This window comes from Pseudomonas thivervalensis (assembly GCF_001269655.1).
In the GTDB taxonomy this organism is placed as follows: domain Bacteria; phylum Pseudomonadota; class Gammaproteobacteria; order Pseudomonadales; family Pseudomonadaceae; genus Aquipseudomonas; species Aquipseudomonas thivervalensis.
Map to the genome: position 1 here is coordinate 802,323 of NZ_LHVE01000020.1, position 14,270 is coordinate 816,592.

13 protein-coding genes are annotated in these 14,270 nt (G+C 61.3%); 11 read left to right on the forward strand and 2 right to left on the reverse strand.

Annotated elements, in window-relative coordinates:
* Window positions 1-123 precede the first annotated feature (123 nt).
* The 4 genes from purE to AD659_RS28550 all read left to right on the forward strand — a co-directional run bounded on the left by purE (window position 124) and on the right by AD659_RS28550 (window position 2,685).
* Complete coding sequence (gene purE / locus AD659_RS28535; protein WP_003196369.1) at window positions 124-615, forward strand: 5-(carboxyamino)imidazole ribonucleotide mutase; 492 nt, start codon at window positions 124-126, stop codon at window positions 613-615.
* A gap of 12 nt (window positions 616-627) precedes the next feature.
* Window positions 628-1,713, forward strand: a complete 1,086-nt coding sequence (locus tag AD659_RS28540; RefSeq protein ID WP_053127023.1) for a 5-(carboxyamino)imidazole ribonucleotide synthase — start codon at window positions 628-630, stop codon at window positions 1,711-1,713.
* A 102-nt stretch (window positions 1,714-1,815) separates the two neighbouring features.
* Entirely contained in the window at window positions 1,816-2,061 is a 246-nt protein-coding gene (locus AD659_RS28545) for a GlsB/YeaQ/YmgE family stress response membrane protein (RefSeq protein ID WP_003187057.1), read from the forward strand.
* An 87-nt stretch (window positions 2,062-2,148) separates the two neighbouring features.
* A complete protein-coding gene (locus AD659_RS28550) occupies window positions 2,149-2,685 on the forward strand; it encodes a DUF3299 domain-containing protein (RefSeq protein WP_053127025.1) in 537 nt (178 codons plus the stop codon).
* A 127-nt stretch (window positions 2,686-2,812) separates the two neighbouring features.
* On the opposite strand, the gene AD659_RS28555 is transcribed toward AD659_RS28550, so the two are convergent.
* Entirely contained in the window at window positions 2,813-3,712 is a 900-nt protein-coding gene (locus AD659_RS28555) for a D-hexose-6-phosphate mutarotase (protein ID WP_053127027.1), read from the reverse strand.
* Between the two features lie 57 nt (window positions 3,713-3,769).
* The gene (locus AD659_RS28560) at window positions 3,770-4,174 is read right to left on the reverse strand and encodes an acyl-CoA thioesterase (protein ID WP_003177184.1); all 405 of its coding nucleotides are present in this window, start codon (window positions 4,172-4,174) and stop codon (window positions 3,770-3,772) included.
* Window positions 4,175-4,549: 375 nt separating this feature from the next.
* Here AD659_RS28560 and AD659_RS28565 point away from each other — a divergent pair, with 375 nt between their 5' ends.
* The 7 genes from AD659_RS28565 (at window position 4,550) to AD659_RS28595 (ending at window position 14,212) form a co-directional block, all read left to right on the forward strand.
* Window positions 4,550-5,848 carry an MFS transporter gene (locus tag AD659_RS28565; protein ID WP_053127029.1) on the forward strand — a complete coding sequence of 433 codons (1,299 nt, stop codon included), beginning with the start codon at window positions 4,550-4,552 and terminating at the stop codon, window positions 5,846-5,848.
* A 254-nt stretch (window positions 5,849-6,102) separates the two neighbouring features.
* Window positions 6,103-7,101, forward strand: coding sequence for a phosphate ABC transporter substrate-binding protein PstS (locus AD659_RS28570; RefSeq protein WP_053127032.1), 999 nt, complete (start codon window positions 6,103-6,105; stop codon window positions 7,099-7,101).
* Window positions 7,102-7,507: 406 nt separating this feature from the next.
* A complete protein-coding gene (locus AD659_RS28575; protein WP_173667210.1) occupies window positions 7,508-9,541 on the forward strand; it encodes an ABC transporter permease subunit in 2,034 nt (677 codons plus the stop codon).
* 15 nt (window positions 9,542-9,556) lie between these two features.
* Window positions 9,557-11,227: a phosphate ABC transporter permease PstA gene (gene pstA, locus AD659_RS28580; RefSeq protein ID WP_053127036.1), complete on the forward strand. Its 1,671-nt coding sequence runs from the start codon at window positions 9,557-9,559 to the stop codon at window positions 11,225-11,227.
* A gap of 175 nt (window positions 11,228-11,402) precedes the next feature.
* Window positions 11,403-12,236, forward strand: coding sequence for a phosphate ABC transporter ATP-binding protein PstB (gene pstB, locus AD659_RS28585; RefSeq protein WP_053127038.1), 834 nt, complete (start codon window positions 11,403-11,405; stop codon window positions 12,234-12,236).
* Window positions 12,237-12,333: 97 nt separating this feature from the next.
* Window positions 12,334-13,095, forward strand: a complete 762-nt coding sequence (phoU, locus tag AD659_RS28590) for a phosphate signaling complex protein PhoU (protein ID WP_030139132.1) — start codon at window positions 12,334-12,336, stop codon at window positions 13,093-13,095.
* A 169-nt stretch (window positions 13,096-13,264) separates the two neighbouring features.
* Window positions 13,265-14,212 (forward strand): response regulator, encoded by a 948-nt coding sequence (locus AD659_RS28595; protein WP_053127040.1) that lies wholly within the window; start codon window positions 13,265-13,267, stop codon window positions 14,210-14,212.
* Window positions 14,213-14,270 lie beyond the last annotated feature (58 nt).

Below are 14,270 nucleotides of genomic sequence, written 5' to 3' on the forward strand. Positions count from 1 at the left end.
TATACTGCCCGGCCTTCGGTCGGTTCGCCCGGCCATCATTCGTACAACAAGCCACGCCGGTTTCCTGCGTGGCTTGTTGTTTTTTGACGCGCCTGCGGGCGCCCAGAGAGAAGAGGCACGACGATGAGTGCACTGGTTGGCGTGATCATGGGCTCCAAGTCCGATTGGTCCACCCTTAGCCACACCGCCGATATGCTGGAAAAGCTCGGCATCCCTTACGAGGTGAAAGTGGTCTCTGCCCACCGCACCCCGGACCTGCTGTTCCAGTACGCCGAAGAGGCCGAGGCGCGTGGCATCGAGGTGATTATCGCCGGTGCCGGTGGCGCGGCCCACTTGCCGGGCATGTGCGCGGCCAAGACCCACCTGCCGGTGCTGGGCGTGCCGGTCCAGTCGTCGATGCTCTCGGGCGTCGATTCGTTGCTGTCGATCGTGCAGATGCCGGCAGGCATCCCGGTCGCGACCCTGGCCATCGGCAAGGCCGGCGCGATCAACGCGGCCCTGCTGTCGGCGAGCATCCTGGGCGCCAAGCATCCACAATTTCATACCGTGCTGAAAAAATTCCGCGCTGAGCAGACGGACAGCGTCCTGGACAATCCAGACCCACGCATTGCCTGAGGTTGTTGACGAATGAAGATCGGTGTAATCGGTGGCGGCCAGTTGGGTCGCATGTTGGCCCTGGCAGGTACGCCGCTGGGGATGAACTTCGCTTTCCTGGACCCGGCGCCGGACGCCTGTGCCGCAGCGCTGGGTGAACACCTGCGGGCCGATTACGGCGACCAGGATCACCTGCGCCAGTTGGCCGATGAAGTCGACCTGGTGACCTTCGAATTCGAAAGCGTCCCGGCCGAAACCGTGGCCTTCCTGTCCCAGTTCGTCCCGGTCTACCCGAGCGCCGAAGCCTTGCGGATCGCCCGTGACCGCTGGTTCGAAAAGAACATGTTCAAGGACCTGGGCATCCCGACGCCGGCCTTCGCCGACATCCAGTCCCAGGCCGACCTGGACGCCGCGGTCGCGGCCATCGGCCTGCCCGCCGTGCTCAAGACCCGTACCCTGGGTTATGACGGCAAGGGCCAGAAAGTCCTGCGCAAGCCGGAAGATGTGGCCGGTACGTTCGCCGAGCTCGGCAGCGTCGCCTGCCTGCTGGAAGGCTTCGTGCCGTTCACTGGGGAAGTCTCGCTGATCGCCGTGCGTGCCCGCGACGGTGAAATCCGCTTCTACCCGCTGGTGCACAACACCCACAAGGACGGCATCCTCAAGTTGTCCGTCGCCAGCACCGATCACCCGTTGCAGGCCTTGGCCGAAGACTATTCCAGCCGGGTGCTCAAGCAGCTCGACTATGTCGGCGTGATGGCGTTCGAGTTCTTTGAAGTGGACGGCGGCCTCAAGGCCAACGAAATCGCACCGCGGGTCCACAACTCCGGGCATTGGACCACCGAAGGCGCCGAGTGCAGCCAGTTCGAAAACCACCTGCGGGCGGTGGCCGGGCTGCCGCTGGGGTCGACCGCCAAGGTCGGTGAGAGCGCGATGCTCAACTTCATCGGCAAGGTGCCGGACACCGAGAAAGTCCTGTCGATCGCCGACTGCCATCTGCATCACTATGGCAAGGCGTTCAAGGTCGGGCGCAAGGTCGGTCACGCCAACCTGCGCTGCGCTGACCGGGCCACGTTGGCCCAGCAGATCATCAAGGTCGAGACGCTGATCGCCGAACAATAATCTGGAACGGCGGTGGAACCATTCGTCGGCTAACCTCTCTCATGGCTAAGTGCCAAAGTCTGTCCAGGCTTTGGCATCGCTATTCAACCAGAGGGGAATGCCATGGGAATCATCGGAACCATTTTTATCGGCTTGATCGTTGGCCTGCTGGCACGCTTCCTGAAACCGGGCGATGACAGCATGGGCTGGATCATGACCATCCTGCTCGGTATCGGCGGTTCGTTGGCAGCCACTTACGGCGGCCAGGCCCTGGGCATCTACCAGGCCGGCCAAGGCGCGGGCTTTATCGGGGCCCTGGTGGGCGCGATCGTGCTGCTGGTGATCTACGGCCTGATCAAAAGAAACTGATTAAACCTGATAAAGCCCTCTCTGCGCGGCGCACAGAGAGGGCTAAACTGCCCGGCGTTCCATCCCCACTCATTGCCGAGCCCTTTCATGCGCCGTCTAGTGTTGACCCTTCTTCTGCTGGGCAGTGGCCTGGCCCATGCCGCCGAGCTGCCGGAAACCGACTGGCTGGAACTGATGCCCAAGTCGGACCAGAAAGCCCTCGAGGCCATGCCCGAGATCGACCACAATTCCCCGGAAGCCAACGGCACCTTCACCGAAAAAGGCGGCTTGAAGCAAAGCAAAGGCTTGCCGGCGGTGATGTATTCGACCAAGACCGTGGCGTCGATGAACGACAAGCACATCCGCATCGGCGGTTACCCGGTGCCGCTGGAAACCGACGCCAAGGGCCGCAGCACGCTGTTTTTCCTGGTGCCCTACCCCGGCGCCTGTATCCACGTCCCGCCACCGCCGCCTAATCAGTTGGTGTTGGTTCGCTATCCCAAGGGCCTGAAGCTGGACGACATCTATACACCGCTGTGGGTGACCGGCACGCTGAAGATCGAAAAGGTCGACAATGACCTGGCGAGCGCGGCGTATGCGCTGGAGGCGGAGAAGGTGAGGGTGGTGCAGGAGGCGGATTTGTAGGCCTGACACGAGCCCACTGTGGGAGCGAGCCTGCTCGCGATATCGGTGTATCAGTCAATGAAAATATTGACTGTCAGTCCGCTATCGCGAGCAGGCTCGCTCCCACATGGGGATTTTTCAGTGTGGCTTAGAGCGGTTTGCTGCGGATGCTCACGCCCAGGGTATGGCTGGCTTCTGGCAACAACGTCACCACATCATCCATCACATTTGCCGTCTCGATGCACAGCATGTGCTGCCAGCCATCGTCGGCCATGTCGCTGAAGGCCTTGGCGCGTTCGGTCCAGGGGTTCCAGATCACCGCCGAGCGCGAACCGCTGCTGGTCAGTTCGATCCGTCGTTCCCACTGTGGGTCAAGGATGCTCAGCGTCGGCGGGGTGTCGAGGTAGATACGGTCGGTCTCGCCGGCAAAGTTCAGGTTGCCGGCCTGGGTGTGGGTGTTCCAGTCGTCCAGGGTCTCGATGTAGCTCAAGCCATCGACGCCTTCGACCAGCACGTTGCGTACGTCGCTCACGGCGAAGTAGCTGTGCAACGCCTGGCTGAGGCTGACGGTTTCGCTGCCACGGTTATGGCTGGTGAGGCGGATGTGCAGTTGCTCGTCCATCACGATGGTCAGCGTCAGGTCGACCTGGTGGGGCCAGCCCGCCAGGCCGTTTTCGGGGTAGGGCAGCACGAACTCGATTTTCAGGCTTTCGCCTTCGGCTTCGATGCCCTTCAATTCCCAATCCATCGCCCGCACCAGGCCGTGGGCAGTGGCCGGGTCATTGCTTACGCGCATGGCCTGTACGCTGTCGGGGTTGCGGGTCAGGTTGCCAAACCACGGCCAGCACACCGGCACGCCTGCGCGGATGCTTTTGCCGGCCTTGAACGTGGCCTGGTCGTTGAGCCAGATCAGGGGCGGCTGGCCGTCCACTTGATAGCTGAGGATGTGCGCGCCTTGCTGGGCGACCAGCAACTCGGCCTGGCCGTGGCGGATGCGCCAGGCGTTCAGTTCATCCAGTTTGACCGCGTCGACGTTGGGCGTAGGCATGTTGCAAATCTCGTTCGGTAACAGGGACTGCAATGGACCGCAAAACGGCCGCCGTGTTTAACGGGCGCGCGGCGGAACCGAGCGGGTACGACCGCTGCCGTCGATGGCGACGAAGACGAATACCGCCTCGGTCACCTTGCGCCATTCACTGGACAGCGGGTCGTCGCTCCAGACCTCGACCATCATCTGGATCGAGCTGCGGCCGATTTCCAGCGCCTGGGTATAGAACGACAACTGCGCACCCACCGCCACCGGGACCAGGAACGCCATGCGATCGATCGCCACGGTAGCCACGCGTCCGCCGGCCACTTTGCTGGCCATGGCGGTGCCGGCCAAGTCCATCTGGGACACCAGCCAGCCGCCGAAAATATCGCCGAAGCCGTTGGTCTCCCGTGGGAGCGCGGTGATTTGCAGGGCCAGGTCGCCTTGCGGGATGGGATCTTCTTGTTCGAGCTCTATCATGCCGGGGGTGCCTCTGACCCGTAACGCTGTCTTGTGCTTCAGGTGAATAGCCGTCTTTGTAAAAAACGATTCAGCCCGAACATACTGCGTTCGTCACGTTTTTCGTAAAGGCGTGCCAAAGGGAAACTCTGCGAAACCGGCTGATCTTGTACTACATCACCAACGACGTTTTCGCACAGCAACCCCTTACAGAGTATTGCAAGGTTGCGAGTATATCGGGCGATAGGCGTCGAGACGACCACTCGGTTCTGATTTTGACCGTCAAATACGCGCCTCTATGTGCTTTTTCGAACAATTTGCTATCGTGCCGAACCTGCCCAGGCCCCAACCCGCGTTATCAGGGTTGCAGAACCGACTATAAGAGAAGCCCTTGCCATGACCACTGCGCCTTCGAGCACGGCGACGCCCGCACAACCCGCACGTCCGCTGACCCGCAACGATTACAAGACCCTGTCGCTTTCAGCCTTGGGCGGTGCGCTGGAGTTCTACGATTTCATCATCTTCGTATTCTTTGCCACCGTGGTCGGCAAATTGTTCTTCCCTGCCGAAATGCCCGAGTGGCTGCGCCTGATGCAGACGTTCGGCATTTTTGCCGCCGGTTACCTGGCCCGGCCGCTGGGTGGGATCATCATGGCTCACTTCGGCGACCTACTGGGGCGCAAGAAGATGTTCACCCTGAGCATTTTCATGATGGCGGTGCCGACCCTGATCATGGGCCTCTTGCCCACCTATGCGCAGATCGGCATGTGGGCGCCCATCCTGCTGTTGCTGATGCGGGTGATTCAGGGCGCGGCCATCGGCGGGGAAGTGCCGGGCGCCTGGGTATTCGTTTCCGAACACGTTCCGGCTCGCCACATCGGCTATGCCTGCGGCACGCTGACCTGCGGCCTGACGGCGGGGATCCTGTTGGGTTCGCTGGTCGCCACGGCCATCAATACCCTCTATACGCCGGTGGAAGTGGCCGATTACGCCTGGAGGATCCCGTTCCTGCTGGGTGGCGTGTTCGGGCTGTTCTCGGTGTACCTGCGCCGCTGGCTGCACGAAACCCCGGTGTTCGCCGAGCTGCAACTGCGCAAGGCCCTGGCCGAGGAAGTACCGCTGCGAGCCGTGCTGCGTGATCATCGCGGCGCCATCGTCATTTCCATGCTGCTGACCTGGCTGCTGTCGGCCGGCGTCATCGTGGTCATCCTGATGACACCGACCGTGCTGCAGACGGTGTACCACTTCAGCCCGACCGTTGCGTTGCAAGCCAACAGCCTGGCGATCGTGTTCCTGAGCTTGGGTTGCATCGGTGCGGGTGTGCTGGCCGACCGTTTCGGTGCCGGGCGGGTGTTTGTCTTCGGCAGTGGTTTGCTGATGATCACGTTCTGGACCTTTTACCACTGCCTGTTCGACCACCCCGAGTGGCTGTTCCCACTGTATGCCTTGAGCGGCTTGCTGGTGGGCACCATCGGCGCGGTGCCCTATGTCATGGTCAATGCCTTCCCGGCCGTGGTGCGCTTCAGCGGCCTGTCGTTCTCCTACAACCTGGCCTACGCGATCTTTGGCGGGTTGACGCCGATGATCGTGACCCTGTTGTTGAAAGAGAGCTCGATGGGGCCGGCGTATTACGTGGCGGCCATCTGTGGGATCGGGGTTGTGGTGGGTGGGTATCTCTGGAAGAAGGGACGCTAAGCGGCTGCCTGCTTTACTTGAGGCGGGTGTGATTCATTGTGGCGAGGGAGCTTGCTCCCGCTTGAGTGCACAGCACTCACAAAAAGAGGGGGTCGCTGCGCAACCCAGCGGGAGCAAGCTCCCTCGCCACGAAAAACATCCTGCAAAACTCAATGCTGGCCTTTCATCCAATTGTCATATTTCAGCCATAGAGTGTTCATACGGCTTACCGATACTTTGCCGACTTAACACACCCTATCTGCTAGGAGTAAGGCATGAAACTGAAGCGTTTGATGGCGGCAATGACGTTTGTCGCTGCTGGCGTTGCGACTGCCAACGCGGTTGCCGCTGTTGACCCTGCGATCCCGAGCTACACCAAGACCACTGGTGTATCGGGCAACCTCTCCAGCGTCGGCTCCGATACCCTGGCCAACCTGATGACCTTGTGGGCCGAGAACTACAAGAAAGAATACCCGAACGTAAACATCCAGATTCAGGCCGCCGGTTCCTCCACCGCGCCACCCGCTCTCACCGAAGGCACCGCCAACCTGGGCCCGATGAGCCGCAAGATGAAGGACAACGAACTGCAGGCCTTCGAGCAGAAATACGGCTACAAGCCAACCGCTATCCCGGTGGCCGTGGACGCCCTGGCCGTGTTCGTGCACAAGGACAACCCGATCAAGCACCTGACCATGGCTCAGGTCGATGCCATCTTCTCCTCGACTCGCCTGTGCGGCGCCAAGGCTGACGTCAAGACCTGGGGCGACCTGGGCGTGACCGGCGACCTGGCCAACAAGCCGGTCCAGCTGTTCGGTCGTAACTCGGTATCCGGCACCTACGGCTACTTCAAAGAAGAAGCCTTGTGCAAAGGCGACTACAAGCCAAACGTCAACGAACAGCCAGGTTCGGCTTCGGTTGTGCAGTCGATCAGCAGCTCGCTTAACGGCATCGGCTACTCGGGTATCGGCTACAAGACCGCCAGCGTGAAAACCGTTGCCCTGGCCAAGAAAGAAGGCGGCGAGTTCATCGAAGACACCGAAGAAAACGCCCTGAACGGCAAGTACCCGCTGTCGCGCTTCCTCTACGTCTACGTCAACAAGGCGCCGAACAAGCCTCTGGCCCCGCTGGAAGCCGAGTTCGTGAAACTGATCCTGTCCAAGCAGGGCCAGGAAGTCGTGGTCAAGGATGGCTACATCCCTGTTCCGGCCAAAGTTGCCGCCAAGGCACTGGCTGACCTGGGTCTGCAGGAAGGCGGCAACGTCGCCAAGCAGTAACGCCTGAGTCCGGGCCAACGCCCGGGCTGCTGTGGGGGTGGATACCACTCCCACAGCCAAATTTTTCTGTCCGCTGCCGCTTCTAGCTGGCGGCGGATTTGTTGCGTCACTTCACTGTCATCTTTCTGTCATACAGGATCGCTAGGGTGTGCGCATGAATGATCTGGCCAACTCCACAATGACTACGACTTCCCCTCCCAAGCGCATTGACTTCAATACGCCTGAGCTGCAACGCAAGCGCCGCATCCGCGCGCTCAAGGATCGCCTGACCCGCTGGTACGTGCTGGTCGGCGGTCTCGCCGTCCTCGCTGCCATTACGTTGATTTTCTTTTTCCTGGCCTACGTGGTGCTGCCCCTGTTCCAGGGCGCGGACCTGACCGCCAAGGATTCGATCACGCCCGCCTGGATGCAAGACGCCGGCAAGCCGCTGATGATCTCCATCGAAGAACAGAACCAAGTCGCCATGCGGGTTTCCGACAAAGGCCAGGCGCTGTTTTTCGACCTTGCCAGTGGCGCCGAACTGCGCCGTGTCGACCTGCCGGTTCCGGCCGGCATCAGCGTGACTTCCATTGGTGAAGACCAGCCCGGCAGCCCGCTGGTGGCGATCGGTCTGTCCAACGGCCAGGCCCTGGTATTCCGTCACACGTATAAGGTCACCTACCCGGACGGCAAGAAAACCATCTCGCCTGCCGTCGAATACCCTTACGGCGAGGCGCCGATCGCGTTGAACGAGCAGGGCGCGCCCTTGGAGCACGTCAGCCTCAACGCCACCGATTCGACCTTGCTGCTGGCCGGCTCGAGCGGCGCCCAGCTGCAAGTGCTGTCGCTCACCAGCGAAGAAAACATGATGACCGGCGAAGTCACCAGCGAGCAGACGCGTATCGACCTGCCGCAGATGACCGAGCCGGTGAAGAACATCTTCGTCGACCCGCGCCAGCAATGGCTGTATGTGGTCAACGGACGTGCCCAGGCCGATGTGTTCAGCCTGCGGGACAAGAGCCTCAACGGTCGCTACAAACTGCTGGAGAACGGCGAGGCTCAAGTCACCGCTGCCACTCAGTTGGTGGGCGGTATCTCGCTGATCATCGGCGACTCCAAGGGCGGCCTGGCCCAGTGGTTCATGGCCCGCGATCCGGACGGCGAGCTGCGCTTCAAACAGATTCGTACCTTCCAGATGGGCAGCGCGCCTATCGTTGAAATCAGCGCCGAAGAACGTCGCAAAGGCTTTGTGGCCCTCGACGCCGCCGGCAAGCTCGGTGTGTTCCACAGCACCGCCCACCGCACCCTGCTGGTGGACCAGGTGGTTGACGGCCAAGGCCTGTTTGGCCTGTCGCCACGGGCCAACCGCTTGATCGTCGAACAGGGTGGCAAGCTGCAACCGTTGACGCTGGACAATCCGCACCCGGAAGTGTCGTGGAGCGCGTTGTGGAGCAAGGTCTGGTACGAAAACTACGACGAACCTAAATACGTCTGGCAATCGACCGCCGCCAACACCGACTTCGAACCCAAGCTGAGCCTTTCGCCGCTGACCTTCGGCACCCTGAAAGCGGCGTTCTACGCGATGCTGCTGGCGGCGCCGCTGGCGGTTGCCGCGGCGATCTACACCGCCTACTTCATGGCCCCGGGCATGCGTCGCAAGGTCAAGCCGGTGATCGAGCTGATGGAAGCGATGCCGACGGTGATTCTCGGTTTCTTCGCCGGCCTGTTCCTGGCGCCGTATGTCGAAGGGCACCTGCCGGGCATCTTCAGCCTGCTGATGTTGCTGCCGATCGGTATCCTGGTCGCCGGTTTCGCCTTCAGCCGCCTGCCGGAATCCATTCGCCTGAGGGTGCCGGACGGCTGGGAAAGCGCCCTGCTGATCCCGGTGATCCTGTTCGTGGGCTGGCTCTCGCTGTACATGAGCCCGTACATGGAAGCCTGGTTCTTCGGCGGCGACATGCGCATGTGGATCTCCCACGACCTGGGTATCACCTACGACCAGCGCAACGCCTTGGTGGTTGGCCTGGCGATGGGCTTCGCGGTGATCCCGAATATCTATTCCATCGCCGAAGACGCTGTGTTCAGCGTGCCACGCGGCCTGACCCTGGGCTCCCTGGCCCTCGGTGCCACGCCATGGCAGACGATGACTCGCGTAGTGATCCTCACCGCCAGCCCGGGCATCTTCTCGGCGCTGATGATCGGCATGGGCCGTGCGGTGGGCGAGACCATGATCGTGCTGATGGCCACCGGTAACACGCCGGTCATGGAAATGAACCTGTTCGAAGGCCTGCGCACCCTGGCGGCCAACGTGGCGGTGGAGATGCCGGAATCCGAAGTCGGCGGCAGCCATTACCGCGTGCTGTTCCTGTCGGCCCTGGTGCTGCTGTTGTTCACCTTCGTCATGAACACCCTCGCCGAGCTGATCCGTCAGCGTCTGCGCAAGAAATATTCGTCGCTTTAAGAAAGGTAGAAGTCTGTGAAACAGAACTCCCTGAAAGGATGGTTCAAGAGCGGCGCCCCCGGCGTCTGGATCAGCGGTGGCGCGGTGTCCATCGCGGTCATCATGACCATTGGCCTGCTGGCGGTGATCGCCGTGCGCGGCCTGGGCCACTTCTGGCCGGCGGACCTGATCCACGCCAGCTACAACGTGCCGGGCATGCCAGCGCACCTGGTGGTCGGCGAAGTCGTACAGAAAGAAGAAGTGCCTCGCGAGCGCCTGAAAAGCGCCGGTTTGCCGGTGCCGGACGAAGGCCCCGAGTTCATGACCCGCGAACTGATCAAGGTCGGCAACCGGGACCTGAACGGCACTGACTTCACCTGGATCGTCGGCGATTGGCTGACCAACCAGACCACGCCGCCGGAGCTGATGGCCATCGAGCGTCGTGAGTGGGGAAATTTCTACGGCTACCTGGTCAACGTCAAGGAAGGTGGCAAGGTCATCGCCGAAGGCAAGGCCGCCTGGCCACAGCTGCAGGCTCGCGTACAGCGCGTCAATCAGTTGGCCGACGAGCTCAAGACCCTGGAAAAAGTCGACATCGGCGCCATCAACGCCGGCCTTGAGCGTATCCGCCTGCACGGTCGCAAGCTGGAGCTGGACGGCAAGCTCGACGCCGCCGCCCAGGCTGACCTGGAAAGCGAACGCGCCGAACTCAACGCCCGCTACAAGGACATCGAAGCACGCCTGGCCGACCTGCATGCGCAGTTCAATCGCGACAGCCTGACCGCCCGCGATGCCAACGGCAAGGAAGTGGAAATCGAAATCGGCAAAGTGGTGCACGCCTATCAGCCAAACGGCATGGGCACGTTCACCAAGATGGGTTTCTACTTCAGTAAGGTCTGGGAATTCCTCAGCGACGACCCCCGTGAAGCCAACACCGAAGGCGGCATCTTCCCGGCGATTTTCGGTACCGTGATGATGACCCTGATCATGGCGATGATCGTGACGCCGTTCGGCGTGCTGGCGGCGGTCTACCTGCGTGAATACGCCCGCCAGGGCCCGATGACGCGCCTGATCCGCATCGCGGTGAACAACCTCGCCGGCGTTCCCGCCATCGTCTACGGTGTGTTCGGCCTGGGCTTCTTCGTCTACGTGCTGGGTGGTTCGGTCGACCGTCTGTTCTTCCCCGAAGCCTTGCCGGCACCGACCTTCGGTACCCCGGGCCTGCTCTGGGCCTCCCTGACCCTGGCGCTGCTGGCGGTGCCCGTGGTGATCGTGGCCACCGAAGAAGGCCTGGCGCGGATTCCGCGTACCGTGCGCGAAGGCTCCCTGGCCCTCGGCGCGACCAAGGCCGAGACCCTGTGGAAAATCGTCCTGCCGATGGCGAGCCCGGCGATGATGACCGGGATGATCCTTGCCGTGGCCCGTGCCGCCGGTGAAGTGGCGCCGTTGATGCTGGTCGGCGTGGTGAAACTGGCCCCGTCGCTGCCGCTGGACGGCAACTACCCCTATCTGCACCTGGATCAGAAGATCATGCACTTGGGCTTCCATATCTATGACGTCGGCTTCCAGAGCCCGAACGTCGAAGCGGCGCGACCGCTGGTCTATGCCACGGCGTTGCTGCTGGTGCTGGTGATCGCCACGCTCAACCTGTCGGCGGTGTGGATCCGAAACCACCTGCGTGAGAAGTACAAGGCACTGGATAGTTGATTACACATTGATTTTCTGTGGGAGCGAGCCTGCTCGCGATGGCATCACCTCGGTTCAAAGCTAGACCGAGTCGCCTGAATCGCGAGCAGGCTCGCTCCCACACAGACACATATACAAATTGGCATGGCCACTCAGTGGTCAACCGAACCGAATTTGTTAGCACAGGGAGCCTCCCATGCAACACGAAGCACATACACACGGCATCAACATGTCGGCCCTGGGCCGCGACAAGCAGAGCCTGGACCTGGCCCAGGAAACTGTCGCCATCGAAGTGCCCGGCCTTAACCTGTTCTACGGCGAGAAGCAGGCGCTGTATGACGTCAGCCTGAATATCCCGAAACAGCGCGTCACCGCGTTCATCGGCCCGTCGGGCTGCGGCAAGTCAACCTTGCTGCGCACCTTCAACCGCATGAACGACCTGGTGGACGGCTGCCGCGTCGAAGGTGAAATCAACCTCTACGGCAACAACATCTACCGCAAGGGTGAGGACGTGGCTGAACTGCGTCGTCGCGTCGGCATGGTGTTCCAGAAGCCCAACCCGTTCCCGAAAACCATCTACGAGAATGTGGTCTACGGCCTGCGCATCCAAGGCATCAACAAAAAGCGCGTCCTCGACGAAGCCGTGGAATGGGCCCTCAAAGGCGCGGCGCTGTGGGATGAGGTCAAGGACCGCTTGCACGAATCGGCCCTCGGCCTGTCCGGTGGTCAGCAGCAACGCCTGGTGATCGCCCGCACCATCGCCGTGGAGCCGGAAGTGCTGCTGCTCGACGAACCCTGCTCGGCCCTGGACCCGATCTCGACGCTGAAAGTCGAAGAGCTGATCTACGAGCTCAAGTCCAAGTTCACCATCGTCATCGTGACCCACAACATGCAGCAGGCGGCGCGGGTTTCCGACTACACCGCGTTCATGTACATGGGCAAACTGGTGGAATTCGGCGATACCGATACGCTGTTCACCAATCCGGCCAAGAAACAGACCGAAGACTACATCACCGGTCGCTACGGCTAGTCGAGGCAACTGCATAGCCGCACTGCGCTATCAGGATCAACATTTAACTGCTTGAAGCTTGCAGCTTGAAGCTTGCAACTTTCGCGGAGCGAACAAGATGATTTCGAAGGAAGGCCTTACTCACCATATTTCCGCACAGTTCAACGCCGAGCTGGAGGAAGTGCGCAGTCACTTGCTGGCCATGGGCGGGCTGGTGGAAAAGCAGGTCAACGACGCGGTGACCGCGCTGATCGAGGCCGACTCCGGCCTGGCCCAGCAGGTGCGCGAGATCGACGACCAGATCAACCAGATGGAACGCAACATCGACGAGGAGTGTTTGCGTATCCTGGCCCGTCGTCAACCGGCGGCGTCCGACCTGCGCTTGATCATCAGCATCTCCAAGTCGGTGATCGACCTTGAGCGGATCGGCGACGAAGCCACCAAGATCGCCCGTCGTGCCATCCAGTTGTGCGAAGAAGGCGAAGCGCCGCGTGGTTACGTCGAGGTTCGCCACATTGGTGACCAAGTGCGCAACATGGTCCGCGACGCGCTGGATGCCTTTGCCCGCTTTGACGCCGACCTGGCGTTGTCGGTGGCCCAGTACGACAAGATCATCGACCGCGAATACAAGACGGCCCTGCGCGAGCTGGCGACCTACATGATGGAAGACCCGCGTTCCATCTCCCGCGTGTTGAGCATCATCTGGGTGCTGCGTTCCTTGGAACGTATCGGCGATCATGCACGCAACATCTCGGAACTTGTCATCTACCTGGTGCGCGGCACCGATGTGCGCCATATGGGGCTCAAGCGGATGAAGGAAGAAGTTGAGGGCACCCCGTCCGAAACCGCTAATGTTCCCGGCGAAACTGACGATAAGTAAGATTGCCAAGAAAAGCGCCCGGCCTTCTGGTCGGGCTTTTTTTTGGATTTTTTTTCATCGAAAGCAGCACCCCGCGAACGAAAAGTCCCGGCGTGACTGAAGGTTTTTTTGGCAATGTGCCATCAGTAAAAGCGGTATGCTTGCCGGGATTTTTTAGAGGTGTATCTGGATGAGTAAGGTCAGTGTGTTGGTCGTGGACGATGCTTCGTTCATTCGTGACCTGGTGAAGAAGTGCCTGCGCAACTACTTCCCGGGCGTGCGTATCGAAGACGCGGTGAACGGCAAGAAAGCCCAGGCCCTGCTGGCTCGCGAGGCATTCGATCTGGTGTTGTGCGATTGGGAAATGCCGGAAATGTCCGGCTTGGAACTGCTGACCTGGTGCCGTCAGCAGGACACCCTCAAGGGCATGCCGTTCGTGATGGTCACCAGCCGTGGCGACAAGGAAAACGTGGTCCAGGCGATCCAGGCCGGCGTCTCCGGCTACGTCAGCAAGCCGTTCACCAACGAGCAGTTGCTGACCAAGGTCAAGCAGGCCCTGCACAAGGTCGGCAAGCTCGACACGCTGATGAACAGCGCCCCGACCAAGATGAATTCGGCGTTTGGCAATGATTCCCTCAGCGCCCTGACGGGCGGCAAGGCTCCGGTGGCGGCGGTCGCTTCGGCGCCAGCGGTAAATCCGTTTGCCAAACCGGCTGCCGCTCCCGCTCCCGCTGCTGCTCCGGCTCGTGGTTTGCTCAACAGCCCACCGGTCAAGGCACCGGTAGCGGCCGCTTCGACGACCAACCGTGGCCAAGGCCAGTTGCGCCTGTCCAGCGGCACCCAGCAATGCGTGATCAAGGCCTTGAGCCTCAAGGAGGCGCTGCTGGTGGTCAAACGCTCCGACACCCTGCCGCAAGTACTCGAAGGTGCGGTGCTGGACATGGAGCAGGGCGACAACGCCGAGACCGCTCGTCTCAACGGCTACCTGCACGCCATCGTCGCCCATGAGCAGACTCCCGACAGCGAGTGGCTGCAACTGACGTTCCGCTTCGTCGACAAAGACCCGCAGAAACTCGACTACATCTCCCGCCTGATCGCCCGCGGTACGGCGCAGAAACACTTCGTACCGGGCGCCTGATTCGGCGGCGCCTTTGAGTCCGCTATCGCGAGCAAGCTCGCTCCCACATTGGATCTGC